An 18,757-nucleotide genomic window follows, 5' to 3' on the forward strand; every position below is an offset into this window, starting at 1 on the left:
CTCGAGATGCGATTGCAGAAATTGCTGAGCTTTGGGGAGGCAAGTCATTTCGTTAGCAGGGCACAGCAATTGCTAGCTCCATTTAGACTCGAAGTTTTTTAATAATAGGAGCCGTTATGCGATCTCGCATCCTCCTTGCTCTGGCAGACCCTTTTCTGACAGCGGGTTACAAAGCGTTCCTGCTGGCGGAGCGTCACGAAGTCCTAATTGCTGGAAATGCCTTGGATTGTCTCGATGCGCTGCGTGATCGCAGTCCGTTGGTGTTGGTACTCGATCACGACTTGCTGTGGGGATCCGGGGAAGGAATTCTGTCCCTCATGAAAGAAGAGAATGAAATTCCTTCAATCCCCGTTCTCATTCTTACATCGCATCCTTCCGAGTTGACCGAGGAACTTCTGCCGTTTAGCGATTATGCGATTATGATCAAACCACTGGCTCCGGGTGTACTGGTCGATGTGGTGAGAAATCTGGTTGATCATGCTCGATACGAAATGGGTGTATCGATCCGTTGAGGGAGTTTTCCAAATCAATTGTTTTGAGCTTACGGACTCGTTTGAAGCCTTCAGGAGGTTTCTCCCTGAGAATCCTCCCAGAATGCTGTGAAAATGTACGCTTATTTTTTACTGCCCGATTCCACTAGAATCAGAGTCGAGGTCTGGCCGAAGACTTTGGTCTCGGTTTTAACCAATCCAAAAACTGGTGCGTCTTTCGATATCCAAACTTTGGATTCCGAGACGATTTCCATGTCGCCGTTCTTTACAGTGACCTTGTTTCCCTGCCAGCTGCACTTGTAACTTTTTCCATCGATCTTGAGTGTTTCTTCGCCTTTCCCGGTAGCTTCGATTTTGGCGTCTTTCTGATTTTTCGCCATTGCACTTGGGTCATACTTTTCGTTCAACTTGAATTTCTGTTCGAGGTCTTTTTGCTGCATTCCATTGATTGTCGTAGTGGTGGTCACGGTCACTTCCTGATCGGTAACCGCCGTGACTTCCTGTCGCATGGACATTTTTGCTCCGGCACTGTCCATTTTGAAGATCACATAGTCTCCGATCTTGGCTTTTTTCAGCGGCGGAACCACTTCTTGAGCGAGTGCGGGGCCTGCGATAGTGATAAACAGGATCGAGAGCAGGATTTTTAACATTCAAAACTCCTTTTGAAGAGGGAAAAGGTCTGCGCAGATCTTATTCAAACGAACTTTGAATTGGAGAGGGAGGCTTTTTGAAAGAATTGCAATTTTGACGTAAGTGCTTTGCTAACATGATGCACGTGTCAGGAGTCGAACCTGAAACCTTCGGTTCCGTAGACCGATGCTCTATCCAGTTGAGCTACACGTGCGAGACGAATAATCTAGGTTTTGGGACGGGCATCGTCAACCGGATGCCCTCAAGATTCGAATAGTCCGGTTGGGATGGTTGTAGCAGATGCACCAATAACACCGTTTCCAAGATTTATTATCCTCTATGACTGGCGGAGTCGGACTTCGGAACTTTGGCCTGGTAGACGAAAAGATTACTGTTGCATCGATTGATTCGAACGAAACACGTTTACAAGGAGGGATAATCGTGAGGGGACGAATCATCCTAACATTGGCTGCCGGCACAGGATTGTGGCTCGGCGGCTCCGTCCACGCTTCCGAACCTATCAAAAGTTTGTTCGGTGCTAAAACAGAAAAAACGACTTCGGCTCCAGACAGCCAAGTCGTAGCCGATGAAATCGCTCGCCGTATCAAGGCTAGCGGCACGGCGGAAGGCGCGACGGTCAATATTCGCGTCGAAAAAGGCCGGGTCGAACTGACCGGCTCGGCTCTGAGCATGGATCAGCAGCAAGCGATCGCCAAAAACGCCATGGGCGTCGACGGCGTCAGCGAAGTCGTGCTGAACATGAAAGTGATCACCAAGCTGGAAACCAGCGCTCCGCCGATGAACCTGCAACTGGCCCGCATGCAGACGCAGGAACCTGGCCAGATCGCTCTGCAGCCCCCGGCGACGCCCGCTCCGATGCCCATGGCAACGGTTGGTGTCCCTGCTGGTGCTCCTTACGGCAACGATCCCGTGCCTTTGGTGGGCCCCGGTGCCGGCGGCTACGATCCTTACGGACCGAAAATGCCGGGTTATTCGTGGCCGACCTACGCTCCTTACAACAACGTAAGCCGCGTGGCCTATCCTCAGGCGTATCCTTATAACGCCTTCCCGTTCATCGGGCCGTACTATCCCTTCCCGAAGGTTCCTCCGGGATGGCGAACGGTCCAGCTCAGCTGGGATGACGGGCACTGGTACATGGGTCGGGTTTCGACTCCCCACGATTATTGGCGAGTTCGATTCTGGTGAGATTGAACCCGTGTTGAGAAGGTTTGAATTTTAAAAATGGGTTCCCAGGAAATCGCAATTTTCTGGGAACTGTTCGTTGAATGCTCACTTAGCGAGATCTTCGCTCAAGCTCGATTCGTAGGCGTAGCGAGTGCCTTCGCCCTGATAGTTTTCGACGATTTTCCTTCCGACCAGTCGGCACCCGATATATCGGCCCGACTGGTTATGGAAGTAGACATCCCCTTCCGCTAAATACTTCAATAACGGTATGGCATCGATCCCCGTCGGGAAGTCCGCTATCGAAGTGCTCAGATGAATCTTCTGCATCTGATTGGCATCTCCCGTATATTCGCATTTCTGAGAGGCTTTATACTTCTCGCCCGTACCAGCCGGGGGAGGTAATTCAATTTCAAAGTCGCGTTTCCAGGTAGCACCCATGGCCATTTCCTTTTCAGGAAGCATGATCTTAAACGGCAGATCGATTTGAAAACCTTTGGCAGAGGTCTGCTTGGTTTCTTTCACTTCGGTAACGATACCCTTGGGGTTCACTACCACGACCGCCAGAGTCTGATTGATGAACTTTTTGAACTCAGCTTCGTTACTGGGGTTGGCAGGATCGGGTTTTTCGGAATCGAATACAGTAGGAGCGTCCTTGCCATTACTGCGTTCGAGTCGCATCCGGCTTATCGACAGTTCCATGACCCCGGAACCATCTTTTAAAACATCGCGAACCTTCCAGTGCTTAAGAACCGAAAGTTTGCTTTGGAGTTTGTTGGTTACCGGTTTTTTGGTGTTCTCGTCAATGTTGGTATCTTCGATCTGAGTCAATTGCTCGATCTTGAACTGATACTCATCCCCAATCTTGTATTTGAAGCTGGCGGGAGTCTGAGCCGACACCGTCGAAGCGACCGGGAAAAATACCAATCCTAGAAGAATGAATCGCAGCATAGAATTTCCCCCAATTAAACTCTCTGGCTGAATATCACAGGGAGGAAAATGCCGCAAGATTATCTGATCTGATCCAGAAACGATACCAACTCTGCATAAAACAGGTCGGGGATCAAGTCATTGTGCCGAGATCCCACCAAGGCGACGAACTTTTTAGGATTGTTCGCTGCTTCGAATAATTCCTGGCCGTGCTGGAAAGGGACGAGTTGATCTCTCGTGCCGCTGAATAGGATCACGGGCACATGAAGTTGACCGATTTTGCCTAGATTATCGAACCGATTGGACATCAACGTGAATGTGGGAAGCATGGGATAGAGGTTTTTCGCCGCGGCAGGAAGCGACGTGAATGTTTTTAACAAAACCAGCGCCCTTGGGGGAACAACCCGCGATTGTTCCACGGCTACGCCGCCACCCAGGGATTCGCCCAGATAGACTAGCTTGTTGGGATCGATCAGACCTCTTTGAATGTAGTCCTGAATGACGCTTGTCGCCGATTCGTAGCAACTTTTTTCGTCGGGGCTTCCAGTCGATAAGCCATAGCCGGGGTAATCGAAGACCATCGTGGAGGCCTTCAACAGTTCCGCGAAGCGAGCCATTCGGCTGCCATAGAAACTCAGGTTGCCGGCATTGCCATGAAAAATAACGATATGCCATCGGGCATTCGGGACGGGCATCCACCAGGAATGGATTTTGTTGCCGGAAGGCGTTTCGCAGAACGATTCTGCGATCCGCTCCTTGGGAATCGGCTCCATCTCCGAATCCCCGCGGAATACCAATTTCCGCTCTATGAATTGTTTGAAAGCAAAGAACATGATGAGAAAGAACCCGTAGAAGTAAACCCTTCGCCAGAACCAGTGTTTTTTCGAGCGACCGAACCAGGACATGATGGCTCCTGCCACGGTTTTAAACTGCCTTTGCCCTAACGCGGCTCCAAATCAGGCAACCGAACAGGCAGAGGAAGCAAATCCCCGGTACCCAATCTCCGAATCGTACATAGATGGTTTTATCCGTCGCTGTGTCGTAAAGCTTTAGTGTGTCGGAAACAATTGCCTGCACTTTTTTACTGCTGGAATAGTTGTCGCCAGGAAGCTTTTTAACGACACCGAATTCATCTATAACCGCAGAAATTCCCATGTTCACGGCCCGCACAACGGGACGCCGGGTTTCAATGGCGCGGAAGCGGCAAATAGAAAGATGTTCCTCGTGCTCGGAAGTGCCGTTGAACCAGCCGTCGTTCGATATGTTGACGAGGAAATCGAGCGGTTCGCCCGCATCAATCGAACGACTAACGGCTTCTCGGGCCATGGAAGCATCGGAGTCTTCGTAACAAATCATCACACCGAAATGGAAATCTCTATCTTCTTTTTTTAGATCAAACCGAGTCCAGGTTTCGCCCGGTTTGCAGCTATAGTCGTGATCGTAAGGAGTGAACATTTTCATCCAGGGAAAAGTCTGGCGGAGCGGCACGTATTCCCCGAACGGAACCAGATGCATTTTGTCGTACCGCTGATCCCGAGTTCCGTCTTCATTGAGGAATAAGGCGGAGTTGTACTTCCACTCGACTTCTTTCGATTCGTAAACGAGTCCGTTCAGCCCGACCAGAATATTCGAGTGAAACCGATTCGTCAGATACTCGCGCAGCATCGCCTGACGCTTGGAAAATTCAACAGGAAGCGAAGCTCTTTTACTTGGAGTTTCCGCATCCAACCATTCGTCCGGGCAGGTAGTCTCCGGCCAAATAATCAAGTCGGGGCGCTCTCGAGCCGCCGCATCTCCTAGGCTCAAAAATTGATGGAGCATTTCGTCACCCCGGGCGTTCTTGATGTCCTGCGGAATGTTGGTTTGAATCAGTTTAACTTTTAGTTCGTGCGAAAGAGTGCTTTTGAGGGAGACTGCATCGTTAATTCCATCATTAATCGCAGAGAAATGAACCCCGATCACAACTAGAAGAGCACCCACTGTGGCTAGAATTAAACTTCGGCGATTGGAATAGACCATTTTTGAACTGGCGCTCAGATATCTTTGAATCCAAAGAGCCAGAACGCAATTGACCAGCACCAGGACCCAGGTCAAACCGTAAATACCCGTATACTTGGCGAGTTGACTGAAAAGAAAATTATCCCGTTGGCTATAGCCCAGGTGGTACCAGCCGAAGCCGACGTGCGTGCGAAATCCGATCGATTCCAGGAATGAAAACCCCGTCGGGAAATGACTTCGAATGTATTCCCCGAGCGTCCAGATCATCGGCAGAACGAACCAGAGAGGAAGCCCTTTTCGTACGAGCGAGCGGGTCAAAAGCATCACTACAATCAGATAGAAAGTGCAGTAGAGTGCCAGTCCCAACCAGGTGGCGTACATGGCCGGATGAGCGACTCGCATCCATTGCAATACAGGAACGTAAAAGGCCAAACCGGCGAATAAAGAAGTGAGTATGGCCTGTCGACGCGTTTCACTATTGAGGACCGCAATCAGCAAGGGCACCAGAGCAACCCAACCCAGCACCAGGCCCAAATTCAAAGGATAGAAACAGGCGTAGAGCATTAAACCGCTGAGGAGACTTAGGAGATTTCGCGTTCGGGAGCAGTTACAGTTCATCACACGTCCTGCGTTAAGATCTTCAATTCATTCGGAAGGCAGTGACACGCTCACCGGGCGCTAATTTCACCGGGCCGGCGGGGACTGCTAATAGCACATTGGCTTCCTTGTACGCCAGCAGATTGGCCGATCCTGCCCAGGGAATCGGTCGAATCAATTCCATGCCTTCCTGAACGAGTAGGCGGCCTGGGAGGTAAGTCGGCCGGTCGTTATCCGTTATCAACGATTCAGACAGTGGGAGCAATACCTTTTTAGGCTCACACTCTATCTCTCCACGTAACTTTCTTAAAACCGGCTCGACGAAGAGAATGAAGCTGACCAGCGAACTGACCGGGTTTCCGGGAAGGCCGAAGACCAGACATTTGCCCAATTTACCAAAGAGTAGCGGCTTACCCGGCTTCATCGCTATTTTGTGAAAATAGATCTCGGTTGCGAGTTCGGCCAGAATTCTCGGAATCAGATCATGGCTGCCCATGGAAACGCCGCCCGAGATCAGAACAATATCCGCCCGTTCACTTCCCCGAGCAATTTCCGTTTTTAATTTTTCTTCCTCGTCCGGGATGATTCCCAGATAAGTGGCTTCGGCTCCCACTTGTTCGGCCAGTGCCGTGAGCATCGGTCCGTTGCTATTTCGAATCTGGCTTCCAACCGGTTGCTGGTGGGGTTCGACGATTTCATTTCCTGAGCTGAATACGCAAATCCGAGGTATGGGATAGCATGGGAGTTCCGTCTGACCAATACTGGAAAGCAATCCTACTACAGCCGGATTTAGGACGAGACCCTGGGGGAGTATGACATCGCCGCACTTATATTCCGTGCCCCGTTTTAAGATGTTTTTGCCCGGTTTCGGAGGCGCGGAATTATTCCGAATTCGCCGGTTGGCCGATTCCGTCAGCACCTCTACTGGAATGACGGCATCTGCTCCGATGGGTACAGAGGCACCCGTCATGATTCGCATTGCTTGACCGGTTAGAAGCGTTCGTGGGAGAGAATCGCCGGCCAGGATCGTGTTCGAAAGTTCATAATCTGGGCCCGGTTCGGAAGTATTAACTGCGATCCCATCCATCATCGATTTATCGAATGGAGGTGAGTCACGATCCGCAAGTAAATCTTCCGCAAGTACGAGCCCCAGAATCTCCCGACCCAGGTTGAATTGCACCGGTTTGAGACGGTGAGCCTGATTCAAAACAATTTGCAGAGCGTCAGAAACAGATAGCATCAAAAATCTCCTCCGGGGGAGATTTTACCAAGGCTCGATTAGAACTCCATGGTGTTTAGTCGTCGGATGCCGGCTCGCATGGGAAAACCAAAGGCAATCCCAGCCATGATAATCCCAATCGGAAGGCCTGCGAAGGTCCACCAGGATTGAGCCTTTAACTGGGTGATAGCGGTGGATGCATATGCAATGTGGTACGGGCCGCAGATCAGGGCCACACAGAGCACCATGTAACCGAAACCGGTGACCGTGAACATAGTTCCGCCGAAGCCAACGACGATTTTGGAGGGATCGGACTCGCGAAAGTTCGGCATCCAGGCGCTGATGCCAACTGCCATGCCGCACAAACCCACTACCATGATAAACATTGCGAACAGGTGAATGCCCAGGGCCGTCCAAGGCATATTGAGGACGAGATCGCTTAGCAGTACCATGCCTAAACCGAACAGGAGTGTTCCCGTTAAAGCGAAGGCAAACTTGCCCCAAAGCAATTTTTCCCTTTTCAATGGTAACAGACCGAGAATCCAGAACTTCCGACCTTCGAGACTGATCAACGGGTAGATGAATCTGCCCAGATAGGCGCAGATTAATAAACCGGTCGCCGAGAGGTTCAGTAGGCTCAGGCCATGCTGATACGCAATTGGAATATCGGCTTTGAAAAACTGCCTCGAATTCATGACGCACATCAGCAGAAGCACGGCGAACAGACTGAGTTGACCGACTTGCGCAGGTTCCCGACGAAACGTTCTGAAATCCTTGATAATCATAGTCTTGGTCTGGGTATCCAGGAACCAGACGAACTTGAGCATAATCCGATCCAGGATCGACTCCCCATATTTTCGATGCGGTCCTCCGAGTGTCGAGATCCGATTATATCCGCGCCGATAAACCTGTTTCGCCAGTGCGGCCGCCAGCAGAAATAGAAAAAGCCCATTGCTCCAGATTAAAGCGAGGTGATAGCCTGCTTCGGCCAGTTCCCCCCGGGCAAGTTCGAGAAGTCCCTTACTCATCCAGTGGCTGGGCATATAACGATTTCGGGCCAGCCAGAACATATCGAAAATCGATTGCAGGGCATCCCTATTGCCGCTCACGCCCGTTCTCAGAGTAACGAACATCCGGATCAGCCAGATAACTACTCCGACTGATAAGATCACCAGACTCAAAATCAGAAAAAGCTTTTTTTGCCGCGGTAGGAGATTCACTATCCCCAAACAGACTAGGCTGCCAACGGCACCGGGGATGATAATGAACCCGCCGAGAAAGAAGGGGATGCCGAGAAAAAACCATACGCTGACTTCAAAGGTGATCCCATAGGCAATCAGAATGGGCACCCCGAGTACCAGAAAAGCCCAGCTACTGAAGCCTATGGCACTTTGAAATTTCGTCGTGAAAATATGATCGGCACGAGCAGGTGTAGTCAAAAGATAGCGAGTTTCCACACCGGTAAACAGACTGGCATAGACGATCAATCCGGTGGAAAGGATGAGCATCGTTCCGAGAGTGAAAAACAGACTGTCAAACAGTAGCTCCAGGATTCCGCCGGCCGCGGCGACTTTGTTCTGATTCACCAGAGTGAAGCCAGAATAACTCGCCCCGAATACGGCTCCCCAGACCAGAATTCCGCAGCTGATGATGGTGATGACGCGAATTCTTGAACTCGACAGGAGTTGCCGGCTAGAGTTGCGCAACAACGTCAGCCGTAAACCCCGGAAGATGGCCGGTTGGGGCAGGGGGGTATGGGATGAAGTCATGCTGCAGCCTCCTGCTCGTTTGTCGACTCCTCGGTGATCTTGAGGAAGACCTCTTCCAGCGATCCCGCCAGGCTGGCTTGCTTGCGAAGTTCATCCAGGCTGCCGCAGCCGATCAAACGGCCATGATCCACAATTCCGATGCGGTCTCCCAACTCCTGGGCCACATCGAGGGCGTGCGTGGAGAGGAAAACCGTCGTACCCCGACAAGCCTCCTCGCGGAGAAGGTCTTTCAGCAATCGAATCGATTTGGGATCGAGACCCACCGTCGGCTCGTCCACAATCAGGATTTTGGGCTGGTGGACCATCGCCGCGGCAAATACCGTCCTCTGACGCATGCCGTGAGAATAACGTTCGCTGAGATCGTCGACGAATTCCTGCATTCGAAACAGGGCGATCATCTCTTCGATTCGATCTGCCGATTGCGAACGCGGCATGCCGTATAAATCGGCGGTGAACGTCAGAAATTCCCGGCCCGATAATTTCTCGTAGAGATAGGGCTGATCGGGGACGTAGCTGATTAGTTGGCGGGCTTTGTCGCCATCTTTCTGTATTTCATATCCACCGATGTGGATGCTTCCGGAGCTGGGGAAAAGGAGCCCGCAGATCATCTTGATCGTGGTGGTCTTGCCTGCGCCATTGGGGCCCAAGAACGCGAAGAGTTCTCCGGCGGCAATGGATAGGTTCATATCTCTTACGGCGACTTTGTCACCGTAGAGTTTGCTGACATTTTTTAATTCAATCATGGGAGAGCTCGATTTCCGTTAGTTGTCTCGTACGAGTTTCAGCTTCTCGCCAAAACCGGTGGCTTCCTGCTGTAATACTTTACCATCCGAGATGCGTACCCACGTCCGTCCGGTAACGCTGTCGTTGCGATATTCGATCACCTGGCAGTTCTCCTGGACATCCTTCCACAACAATTGTTGAGGTTCTGCCAGTACTTCCGCAATTATCTCGGGGGCTTGTCGACTTTTCAGCGTTTCCAGGGGAAGTTCCAATTTCGCCTGCTTCGCAAGATTATTAAGCGTTTGGAAGGTCGCCTGGGAGATCGTTTCCGATACGGGATCAACGAGCGTCATCTTCCAGCTTCTTCCTGGGGTGAGCCCGAAGATGCGATCCTGAGGTTGCATGGGATTGAATAGATTGCCGCGCGTGACAGGAAACGGGGTCAGGTCGTTCTTGAATTCACCGAAAGGTGTTCTTAAAAAGCTTTGTCCCTGGAATTGTCCCTCCCGGACTTCCCCTTCCAGCTCCGCTTCGAAGGATAAAGATTGCGAAGAGTCCTGAGCTTGGGGGCCAATGTTGAAATAAATCTGAAACTTACCCGAAGTGCTCTGCTTGCGGAGTTGTCCGTTTCGATCGATAACGGAGACTGTTCGAATCGATGGGATATGGACTTCGAGGTTGTACTGAAGTATTCCCATTTTCACCACCATGCTCTGGAGGCGATTCTCTATTTCAAAAGCATCTTCTTTGCCGAGGAAGCTCAACTTGGAATTGAGATATCCCAGCTTTTTTTCACCCTGGAAGATGTTCCAACTGGTGATACGGGGGGCCGCTTCATCGGCCAGATCAACGGAAAATTCGGGACTGCTATCGCTGGCTAACCAGGACGGCAGGAATTCGCGTTTGACGAACCAGCCCACGGTAAAAAACCAGAACAGAATGATCATTAAGGTGACAAAGCGGGAGGGCATGATGGTAGACCTCAAAAAGACATGTACCTTTTGTACGAAGACCGCTTCGAAAAGGTTTTCTCGGTGGTCGAGAATTCATTGGATACTAGCATAACGCAGTTAATTGAGAATTCTTGAGGGAAGATAGAGTCATGATTGTCGGAGTACCGAGCGAAATCAAGTCGGATGAGTATCGTGTAGCCATGATCCCAGTCGGAGTTGAAGAATTGACCCGAGCGGGGCATAAAGTTCTCGTTCAGGCCGGGGCAGGGACTGGCAGCGGTATCTCCGACGAACGCTATGCCGAGAGTGGGGCCGAAATCGTTCCGGATGCGGCGACGATCTGGAAGCGATCCGAAATGATCATCAAAGTGAAAGAACCGCTTTCCGATGAGTGGCCGAGCATGCAGGCCGGGCAGGTGGTTTTTACTTACTTTCATTTTGCAGCCGATGAAAAGTTGACTCGCGCGGTACTCGAAAGCGGCATCACCGCCATCGCATACGAAACTATTAAAGATGTTCGAGGTAATCTTCCGCTTCTTACACCGATGAGCGAAGTGGCAGGCCGGATGAGCATTCAGGAAGGGGCCAAATATCTGGAACGTCCTTTCCAGGGACGCGGCATTCTATTGAGTGGCATACCCGGTGTTCCTCCCGCGGAGGTCGTCGTCCTGGGGGGCGGCATTGTCGGTGCCAACGCGGCCAAGATGGCGGCCGGGTTAGGCGCAAATGTCACTTTGTTGGACATCAATCTCGATCGGCTTCGTTATCTCGATGACGTAATGCCTAAGAATGTCACCACTGTTTTCAGCGATCGCCACAATATTCTTAAGGCCCTTGCACAGGCGGATTTGGTGATCGGCGCGGTTCTGATACCTGGTGCGCGCACTCCCATGTTGGTGCGACGCGAAGATTTGAAGAAAATGCCGCATCGTGCCGTGATCATTGATGTTGCGATCGATCAGGGGGGCTGCATCGAAACCTCCCGCCCGACCACTCACGCTCATCCGACTTACATCGTGGATGATATCGTTCACTACTGTGTGACCAATATGCCCGGGGCGGTAGGTCGAACCAGCACCTACGGACTCACCAACGTTACCCTTCCTTATGCTCTCCAACTCGCCAATAAGGGTGTGGAAAAAGCCTCGCGGGATAACATCGCTCTGGCGCAAGGTATTAACATTCATCAGGGGCGCGTTACCAATCAGGCTGTAGCCGAGACCTTTAAACTGGGTTACTCCTCCGCGTTTTGAGAGAAGAATGGATTTCCGTCTTTCTGGAAGTCCAAATTGAATACGCCATGACAGAATCCCAAGTACTGACTATTTCAGCAATTACGGCAACCATCAAACAGTTGCTGGAAGCGGGATTTCCCCAGGTGTGGGTGGCAGGGGAAATTTCCAACCTCAGTCGTCCGGCTTCCAAACATCTCTATTTTGCATTGCGGGACAGTCAGGCCCAGTTGAAATGTGTGATGTACCGCAGTTCTGCGGAACGCTGCCCGTTTGACTTACACGATGGCCTGGAGATTCTGGCTAAAGGCCGCATTACAGTTTATCCTCCCAGCGGCCAGTATCAACTGATCGTCGATGCCATCCAACCCAAGGGTATGGGTCTTCAGGAGTTGAAACTCCGGCAACTCAAAGAAAAGTTGCAGAAGCTCGGCTACTTCAGCTCGGAACGAAAACGCCCCCTGCCGAAGTTTCCACGTCGGATCGCTTTAGTGACGAGCCCGACTGGAGCAGCTATTCGAGACATGCTCGAGGTCTTTCGATCTCGCTGGCCGGTTGCGGAAATTCTTTTATTTCCCGTTCGGGTTCAGGGGGATACGGCTCCCGCCGAGATAGCTCGGGCCATCAGAATCTCAAATGAAACTCCTCTGGCGGGATACCCCATCGACCTATTAATTGTGGGTCGGGGAGGAGGTTCCGCAGAGGATCTGTCTGCCTTTGATACGGAAATCGTTGCGGATGCGATTTTTGAGTCGCGTATTCCGGTGATTAGTGCCGTCGGGCACGAAATCGATGTGAGTATATCGGATATGGTGGCCGATTATCGCGCATTGACCCCCACCCAGGCCGCGGTGGCCTGCACTCCCGTTCGCGACGAATTATTAAGTAATCTGGAAGCGAACCTGTCGCGGTTGGGAGAGTTACTCCGGCAGAAAGCGGAGCGAATTCGCGTCAGACTTGATTCGATAGTGCGACACCAGGCGTTTAGAAGTCCTCTGGATGGCATTCGGGATCGCGAACAGCGTCTGGACTTGCTGGCCGACCGACTGCTCCGAAACTGGCAGGACAGAAAATCCCGCTACCAAAATCAACTCGTCACCGCTTCCGCAAAGCTCGAATCACTGAGCCCGCTCAAAGTACTAAGTCGAGGTTACAGCCTCACCCAGGAAATAGAAACCTCTAAGATAGCTACAACGAAAGAATTGAAAATCGATCAGCGAATTCGAACGCGTCTGGCGGATGGGGAGATCATCAGCCGAATCGAAGAGGTGAAGCCAGCGTCATGAGTGAAACACCGAAAAGCCTATCCATGGAAGAATCGCTCGCGGAACTGGAAGACATCCTTTCCGTCTTGGAAAGCAACACGACTTCCCTGGAAGAGAGCCTCTCTCAGTACGAAAGAGGCGTCAGCTTGCTCAAACAGTGTTACGCGACGTTGAGCCAGGCGGAATTGAAAATCCTGAAGCTCACGGGTTCCGAGGATGGCACTCTGAAATTTGAAAATTTTTCACACACGGCGTCCTCGGAAACCCCCGCCGAGGAAGCGAAGCCAGCGACGCGAGCACGCCGGAAAGCGTCGAAAGCGGATAATGAAGAACTTCCTTTCTGAGACGATTCTCTGGGAAATTTCCAAGTCTTTCATAACTCCATAATCATGGCAAATTTTCAGGAATGGGCTAAGTCGCATCAGCAGTCGGTTGAGGAATATCTTCAGGTATGGCTCTCGGACCAGCTGAACGGCGCTCCGAAAATTCTCAAAGAGGCCATGCTTTACAGCCTGATGGCCGGCGGTAAACGTGTTCGACCGCTTCTGGTTTTCGCAGCTGTAGAAGCTTTAGGTGGGAATTCTCATCAGGCCCTGCCGGCGGCCGCGGCCGTTGAATGCGTTCACACCTATTCTTTGATTCATGACGACCTACCGGCGATGGATGACGATGATCTTCGTCGGGGGAAGCCGACATCGCATAAAGTCTTCGGAGAAGCGCTTGCCATTCTCGCTGGGGATGCGTTGCTTACCTTAGCCTTCGAAATCCTGGCCAAGGATTATTCCTCCAATCCCGCTCCGGTCCTCGCGCTGGCTTTGGGGGCAGGGCCAATAGGCATGGTCGGCGGTCAGGTCCTCGATTTAATTGCCGATGGCCAGATCGCCGATGCCGAGTGTGATCGAGATAAGAACGACCAGCTCTTTCTGAAGAATATTCAGACCCGGAAAACCGGGGCACTCTTCCTGGCTTCCGTCCGATTGGGATACGAAGTCGCCTGTCTGGAAATGTCGCAAATCGAGGAATACTGGCAAAATCTCGAAATCTATGGGAATTCCTTCGGTCAGGCGTTCCAAATCACTGATGATCTGCTGGATTTACACAGCGATGAACAGACTGCGGGGAAAAAAACGAAAAAGGATGCGGGGCGAGGTAAGCTGACCTATCCCGGTTTGATCGGCATCGAGCAGAGCGAGTTGGAAGCAGAGAAGCATTTCAATCGCGGATTGAAGGCTATTGAAGTATTCGGCGAGAAGGCCTCCCCCTTAAAAGATTTGTTGCTCGCCCTAAGAAATCGCAAAAAGTAATTCGCTTGGCGTGCGAACAGACTATCATACCTTCGTAGAGGTATATACCTGTTAGCCGAGAGCAGGGCCGGGTTTGGAAAGGATTTAGTCTTGAAGGATTCCACAATGGGCTTGTTACTGTCTCAAATTGAATCTCCCGCGGACCTCAAGCGACTGTCGGACGAACAACTCAATCAGTTGACGCAGGAAATTCGAGACGAGCTCGTGAGAATCATGAGCATTCGCCCCGCTCACTTCGCCAGCAATCTGGGCGTGGTCGAACTCTGTCTGGCTTTGCATCTCACTTTCGATTTTTCCCGGGACCGCTTGATTTGGGACACAGGCCATCAGATTTACCCGCAGAAACTGATTACCGGCCGCTATCGACAATTTAGTTCGATACGCACAAAAGGCGGTCTGATGGGATATCCCAATCCCAATGAGAGCATTTACGATCTATTCATGACCGGGCACGCCGGTAGCAGCGTCTCCACCGTTTCGGGGTTGAAAGCGGCCGATGATTTAATGGGTCAGAGCGAACGTAAAGCTGTGGCCGTGATCGGTGATGGCGCTTTCGTTTCCGGCGTGGTTTATGAGGCTATTAACAACATTTCCGGCATGGATCAGAATGTCCTGGTGATTCTCAACGACAACAAGATGTCGATATGTCCTCGTACCGGCGGTCTGGCCCGATATCTCGATAAAACCCGGATGACCGAATTCTACCAGGGATCCAAGAAGACCATTAGCAAAGTTCTGCACACCATTCCTTACATAGGCGAAAAAGCTCAGCATGCCCTGGAACATCTCCGCGATGGCATGAAAGGAGCAATTCTACGCGAGGGAATGCTGTTTGAAGAGATGGGTTTCCGCTATTTCGGCCCCGTCGATGGACACGACCTCAACAATCTACGAACGATCCTCGCGGATTTGAAAAATCAGAAGGGCCCGTTGCTGCTGCATGTGTTCACCAATAAAGGCGAGGGGGTTCCGGAAGCCAGTGCCGACCCCGTCAAGTTCCACACTCCCCCGGTGATCACGAAGCTCGGTCCAGAACGTACGGTCCTCGAGCTGAAAGCCGGGGGCGCGCGAGCTTACACCGATTCGATGAGTGATGCCATCCATCAGGCCATGGTTGCGGATGAAAAGGTGGCCATCCTCACGGCTGCAATGTGCCAGGGAAACAAACTGGAGAAGGTCCGCGAGAGTTTCCCCACCCGATTCTTCGATGTCGGAATCTGCGAATCGCATGCCGTCGCTTTCGCAGGCGGCATGGCCAAAGCAGGAATGAAGCCAATCGTGGATATCTACTCCACCTTCCTTCAGAGAGCTTTCGATCAGATCTTCCAGGAAGTGGCTCTTCAGAATCTCCCCGTTGTCTTCACCATGGATCGTGCGGGGCTTACCGGCCCAGACGGACCGACGCATCACGGCGTATTCGATATCCCTTACATGCGATTATTCCCGAATATGATCTGCATGGCCCCTGGGGATGAAACGGAAGTCGAGCCTATGCTGCAGTTTGCACTGCAGCAGAAGAGTCCCACTTCCATTCGATACCCCAAAACGAATCTGGAAAAGGTTGAGAGGCCCAAAGCTCCAATTCGACTGGGTAAAGCCGAGACCGTGCTGGAAGGCGTGGACGGGACTTTTGTGGCGTTTGGTGCCATCATGCCCTCCTGCTATCAGGCGGTTCTGAAACTGCGGGCCGAAGGAATGCAGATTGGTCTGATTAACGCCCGATTCGTGAAGCCGCTCGATTCGGAAACGATCCTGGGCGCTCTGAAGCACACGAAGTTCATACTCACAGTGGAAGAAGGCACTCTCGAGGGAGGTTTCGGGAGTGCTGTTTTGGAAGCCGCTAATCGAGCCAACTTGGATTCGCGAAAGATTATTCGGGTCGGCCTGCCAGATCGTTTCATCGATCATGCAGAGCGCCACGAACTCCTCGCGGAACTGGGCTTGGATGTCGAAGGGCTTTGTAAGTCGATGCGAAAGGCCAACGAGCAATTCACTGAATCCCACACCGAACTCACGGAATCGCTACGCTGAGCACAAGTTGTTCCTATTCCGATTGACCACCGATTGAGCTCCGATGATGGGCGACAGCAATTTGTTGCAGTATTTTAAGAGTCGGTGAAATTCTTGAATGTAAGCTTGTATATGCTGAATTTCTGAAAAATTTGATGGGGATCCGAAAGGATTCTTGCTATACTGCGACGGAATTTGAGGATTCAGCAGAAGGATATTTCATGAGTACGACCGGCAATTCTGCAGAGCGGTATGCCAGCTCGGAAGACACGTTTCAGATCAAACGCTATGGTGATATTGCAATTATTATCCCTTCGTCCTCGATAGAAAGTTTACCCAGTAATCTGATCGAGCCCGCCGCGCAAATGGTTCTGGCTCCCCTTAAAGAAAATCCGCCCACTCATTTGATCGTCGATCTTTCCAATGTCAGCTACTTTGGCTCCGAATTTATCACCTTCCTGCTTCGCTGCCATCTTCTGGTCAAGAAACGGGATAGTGAGTTGGTGCTGGCGGGATTGGGAGATCGGATTCGCGAATTGCTCCATCAAACTGCGCTGGATACGCTCTGGGCCATCTACGATGATCGGGCGACTGCGATTGCAGCGCTAAGCGGGGATTGAACGTTGGCGTGAATATCTCCCAATTTCTCAGGCAAATCACGATTAGGGGAATTGAACCCTATTCTGATTATCCGCCTTCCCATTTCTTACGCGAGAAATCAATGGACTCTGAAAAGTCCGAAAATCCCGAAATACCTCTGGAAATTCCGCCCTACGGCGGAAACCCGAAACGACGTCGGGATACTTCAAATTACTCGGTGGAAGATTTCGCCCGGGAAATCAAAGAAACGGCGGATAAACTCGTCAGCGATGGGGCTAACCGCGGAGACATCAAACTTATTTCGAGTGCACTGAAAGAACTTCGTTATTGCTTCAAGGTATTCAACAATTACAAGGGTCGACCCAAGGTCACGATTTTCGGTTCCGCTCGAACTAAACCGCAGGAGAAACTTTATAAAGTTGCGGTCGATTTCGGCCGCGAGATTGTCAAAGCGGGCTACATGGTAATCACCGGAGCCGCCAGTGGCATTATGGAAGCCGGTCACGAAGGCGCGGAACGGGAAATGTCTATTGGCGTCAACATTCAGCTTCCTTTCGAGCAGTTTGCCAATCCGATCATACTCGGCGACCAGAAGCTGATGACCATGAAGTACTTCTTCACCCGAAAACTGATGTTCGTGAAAGAAACGGATGCCGTGGTGTTATTCCCCGGGGGTTTTGGAACTCACGATGAAGGGTTTGAAGTTCTGACACTGATTCAAACGGGCAAAAGTCATATGTTCCCGGTTGTATGTCTGGATGAACCGGGCGGGACCTACTGGAAATTATGGGATAATTTCATTCGCGAAGAATTGCTGGCGAAAAAAATGATTTCGCCCGCGGATCTTTCGCTGTACAGCGTTACAGATGACGTGAACGAGGCCGTTCGAGAAATTCAAACGTTTTACCGAGTGTACCATTCAATGAGATACGTTCGCGGTGAACTCGTTTTACGCTTGAAACAATCGATATCTCCCTCCACCCTGGAAGATATTCGCGCGGAGTACGCCGATATCTGCCCTAGTGGCAATTTCGAGTTGACCAAGGCTTTGCCCGCTGAGGCCAATGAACCGGCCCTAGCCGATCTGCCGAGACTGAAATTCAAATTTGACCGCAGGGCTCACGGCCGGTTGCGCCAACTCATAAACCATATAAATCGGGCTTGAGTCTAACTTTCTGTTTCCTCTGTTCGTATTTTGAATAGTAAAATAAGTGTTTACGTAAATAATCGAATCTATTTCGCGGGAGCGTTCGATGAAGCGGTTAACTGGTTTTCTGGTTCTCTTTCTCTGTTTCGGATCCTACGTATATGCCCAAGAGGCCAAATCGTCTCCTTTCTATCCTTTGAAGAAGGGGGCTTCCTGGACCTACAAGTCCAGTCAGGGTGGGGAAATTCTGGTGAAAGTCACTGGCACGGATAAAATCGGCGACAAAACGGGATGGAAGCTCGAAACCACTGTGAACACAAAGTTGGCGGCCACCGAATTGATCGAGATTCGTGATGACGGATTCTATCGCTACTCCATCAATACCACGAAGGTGGACACGCCGGTGAAATTCTTCAAACTGCCTCCTGCCAAAGGCGACAGCTGGGATTTCGATTTCAAAGTTCAAAACCAGACCGTTAAAGGCAAATACGAGATTAAAGTGGAAGACGTGACCGTCAACGGGACACCCTATAAAGGGGCCTTTCTCGTTGAAGGCAAGGACATCACGATCGGCGATAAGAAAGCCGTTCTGAAGCAGTGGTTCGTGGAGAACGTTGGCATTGTCAAGATTCAGTTCTCCCTCGATGGCCAGGAAGGGATTCTGGAACTCGTAAAGCATGAACCCGGCAGCTGAGTAGTAGCTTCTG

18 protein-coding genes and 1 tRNA gene are annotated in these 18,757 nt (G+C 51.2%); 10 read left to right on the plus strand and 9 right to left on the minus strand.

Going from position 1 to position 18,757, the window contains the following annotated elements; genetic code table 11:
* Positions 1 to 116 precede the first annotated feature (116 nt).
* Positions 117 to 512 carry a DNA-binding transcriptional response regulator gene (locus KIH39_RS05140; protein WP_213498192.1) on the plus strand — a complete coding sequence of 132 codons (396 nt, stop codon included), beginning with the start codon at positions 117 to 119 and terminating at the stop codon, positions 510 to 512.
* Positions 513 to 613: 101 nt separating this feature from the next.
* Here KIH39_RS05140 and KIH39_RS05145 read toward each other — a convergent pair whose 3' ends face one another.
* Both KIH39_RS05145 and KIH39_RS05150 read right to left on the minus strand, forming a co-directional pair.
* Positions 614 to 1,141, minus strand: coding sequence for a hypothetical protein (locus KIH39_RS05145; protein WP_213498193.1), 528 nt, complete (start codon positions 1,139 to 1,141; stop codon positions 614 to 616).
* 120 nt (positions 1,142 to 1,261) lie between these two features.
* Positions 1,262 to 1,335 (minus strand) — tRNA-Arg (locus tag KIH39_RS05150).
* Between the two features lie 227 nt (positions 1,336 to 1,562).
* On the opposite strand from KIH39_RS05150, the gene KIH39_RS05155 reads away from it, so the two are divergent.
* Positions 1,563 to 2,327: a BON domain-containing protein gene (locus KIH39_RS05155; RefSeq protein ID WP_213498194.1), complete on the plus strand. Its 765-nt coding sequence runs from the start codon at positions 1,563 to 1,565 to the stop codon at positions 2,325 to 2,327.
* 84 nt (positions 2,328 to 2,411) lie between these two features.
* Here KIH39_RS05155 and KIH39_RS05160 read toward each other — a convergent pair whose 3' ends face one another.
* From KIH39_RS05160 to KIH39_RS05190, 7 genes are read right to left on the minus strand one after another with little or no spacing between them, the layout of a single operon-like run.
* Positions 2,412 to 3,254: a hypothetical protein gene (locus tag KIH39_RS05160; RefSeq protein ID WP_213498195.1), complete on the minus strand. Its 843-nt coding sequence runs from the start codon at positions 3,252 to 3,254 to the stop codon at positions 2,412 to 2,414.
* Between the two features lie 59 nt (positions 3,255 to 3,313).
* Positions 3,314 to 4,138, minus strand: coding sequence for an alpha/beta hydrolase (locus KIH39_RS05165; RefSeq protein ID WP_213498196.1), 825 nt, complete (start codon positions 4,136 to 4,138; stop codon positions 3,314 to 3,316).
* 19 nt (positions 4,139 to 4,157) lie between these two features.
* Positions 4,158 to 5,849: an apolipoprotein N-acyltransferase gene (gene lnt, locus KIH39_RS05170; RefSeq protein ID WP_213498197.1), complete on the minus strand. Its 1,692-nt coding sequence runs from the start codon at positions 5,847 to 5,849 to the stop codon at positions 4,158 to 4,160.
* Positions 5,850 to 5,871: 22 nt separating this feature from the next.
* Entirely contained in the window at positions 5,872 to 7,068 is a 1,197-nt protein-coding gene (locus KIH39_RS05175) for a molybdopterin molybdotransferase MoeA (protein WP_213498198.1), read from the minus strand.
* A 38-nt stretch (positions 7,069 to 7,106) separates the two neighbouring features.
* Positions 7,107 to 8,816, minus strand: a complete 1,710-nt coding sequence (locus tag KIH39_RS05180) for a putative ABC transporter permease subunit (protein WP_213498199.1) — start codon at positions 8,814 to 8,816, stop codon at positions 7,107 to 7,109.
* Positions 8,813 to 9,559 carry an ABC transporter ATP-binding protein gene (locus KIH39_RS05185; protein ID WP_213498200.1) on the minus strand — a complete coding sequence of 249 codons (747 nt, stop codon included), beginning with the start codon at positions 9,557 to 9,559 and terminating at the stop codon, positions 8,813 to 8,815. Before KIH39_RS05185 ends, KIH39_RS05180 begins: the two co-directional genes overlap by 4 nt.
* An 18-nt stretch (positions 9,560 to 9,577) precedes the next feature.
* Complete coding sequence (locus KIH39_RS05190; protein WP_213498201.1) at positions 9,578 to 10,510, minus strand: hypothetical protein; 933 nt, start codon at positions 10,508 to 10,510, stop codon at positions 9,578 to 9,580.
* 131 nt (positions 10,511 to 10,641) lie between these two features.
* On the opposite strand from KIH39_RS05190, the gene ald reads away from it, so the two are divergent.
* The 8 genes from ald (at position 10,642) to KIH39_RS05230 (ending at position 18,744) form a co-directional block, all read left to right on the plus strand.
* Positions 10,642 to 11,745, plus strand: a complete 1,104-nt coding sequence (gene ald, locus KIH39_RS05195) for an alanine dehydrogenase (RefSeq protein WP_213498202.1) — start codon at positions 10,642 to 10,644, stop codon at positions 11,743 to 11,745.
* A gap of 47 nt (positions 11,746 to 11,792) precedes the next feature.
* Positions 11,793 to 13,010: an exodeoxyribonuclease VII large subunit gene (xseA, locus tag KIH39_RS05200; protein WP_213498203.1), complete on the plus strand. Its 1,218-nt coding sequence runs from the start codon at positions 11,793 to 11,795 to the stop codon at positions 13,008 to 13,010.
* Positions 13,007 to 13,333, plus strand: a complete 327-nt coding sequence (gene xseB, locus KIH39_RS05205) for an exodeoxyribonuclease VII small subunit (protein ID WP_213498204.1) — start codon at positions 13,007 to 13,009, stop codon at positions 13,331 to 13,333. The genes xseA and xseB overlap by 4 nt, the downstream gene beginning before the upstream one ends.
* 45 nt (positions 13,334 to 13,378) lie before the next feature.
* Positions 13,379 to 14,293, plus strand: a complete 915-nt coding sequence (locus KIH39_RS05210) for a polyprenyl synthetase family protein (protein WP_213498205.1) — start codon at positions 13,379 to 13,381, stop codon at positions 14,291 to 14,293.
* Between the two features lie 105 nt (positions 14,294 to 14,398).
* Positions 14,399 to 16,324, plus strand: coding sequence for a 1-deoxy-D-xylulose-5-phosphate synthase (gene dxs / locus KIH39_RS05215; RefSeq protein WP_213500282.1), 1,926 nt, complete (start codon positions 14,399 to 14,401; stop codon positions 16,322 to 16,324).
* Positions 16,325 to 16,524: 200 nt separating this feature from the next.
* Positions 16,525 to 16,923: an STAS domain-containing protein gene (locus KIH39_RS05220; protein WP_213498206.1), complete on the plus strand. Its 399-nt coding sequence runs from the start codon at positions 16,525 to 16,527 to the stop codon at positions 16,921 to 16,923.
* Between the two features lie 101 nt (positions 16,924 to 17,024).
* The gene (locus tag KIH39_RS05225) at positions 17,025 to 18,068 is read left to right on the plus strand and encodes an LOG family protein (protein ID WP_213498207.1); all 1,044 of its coding nucleotides are present in this window, start codon (positions 17,025 to 17,027) and stop codon (positions 18,066 to 18,068) included.
* Between the two features lie 88 nt (positions 18,069 to 18,156).
* Positions 18,157 to 18,744 carry a hypothetical protein gene (locus KIH39_RS05230; RefSeq protein ID WP_213498208.1) on the plus strand — a complete coding sequence of 196 codons (588 nt, stop codon included), beginning with the start codon at positions 18,157 to 18,159 and terminating at the stop codon, positions 18,742 to 18,744.
* The last annotated feature ends 13 nt before the right edge of the window (positions 18,745 to 18,757 follow it).

The sequence above is a fragment of the Telmatocola sphagniphila genome (assembly GCF_018398935.1).
Lineage (GTDB): Bacteria > Planctomycetota > Planctomycetia > Gemmatales > Gemmataceae > Telmatocola > Telmatocola sphagniphila.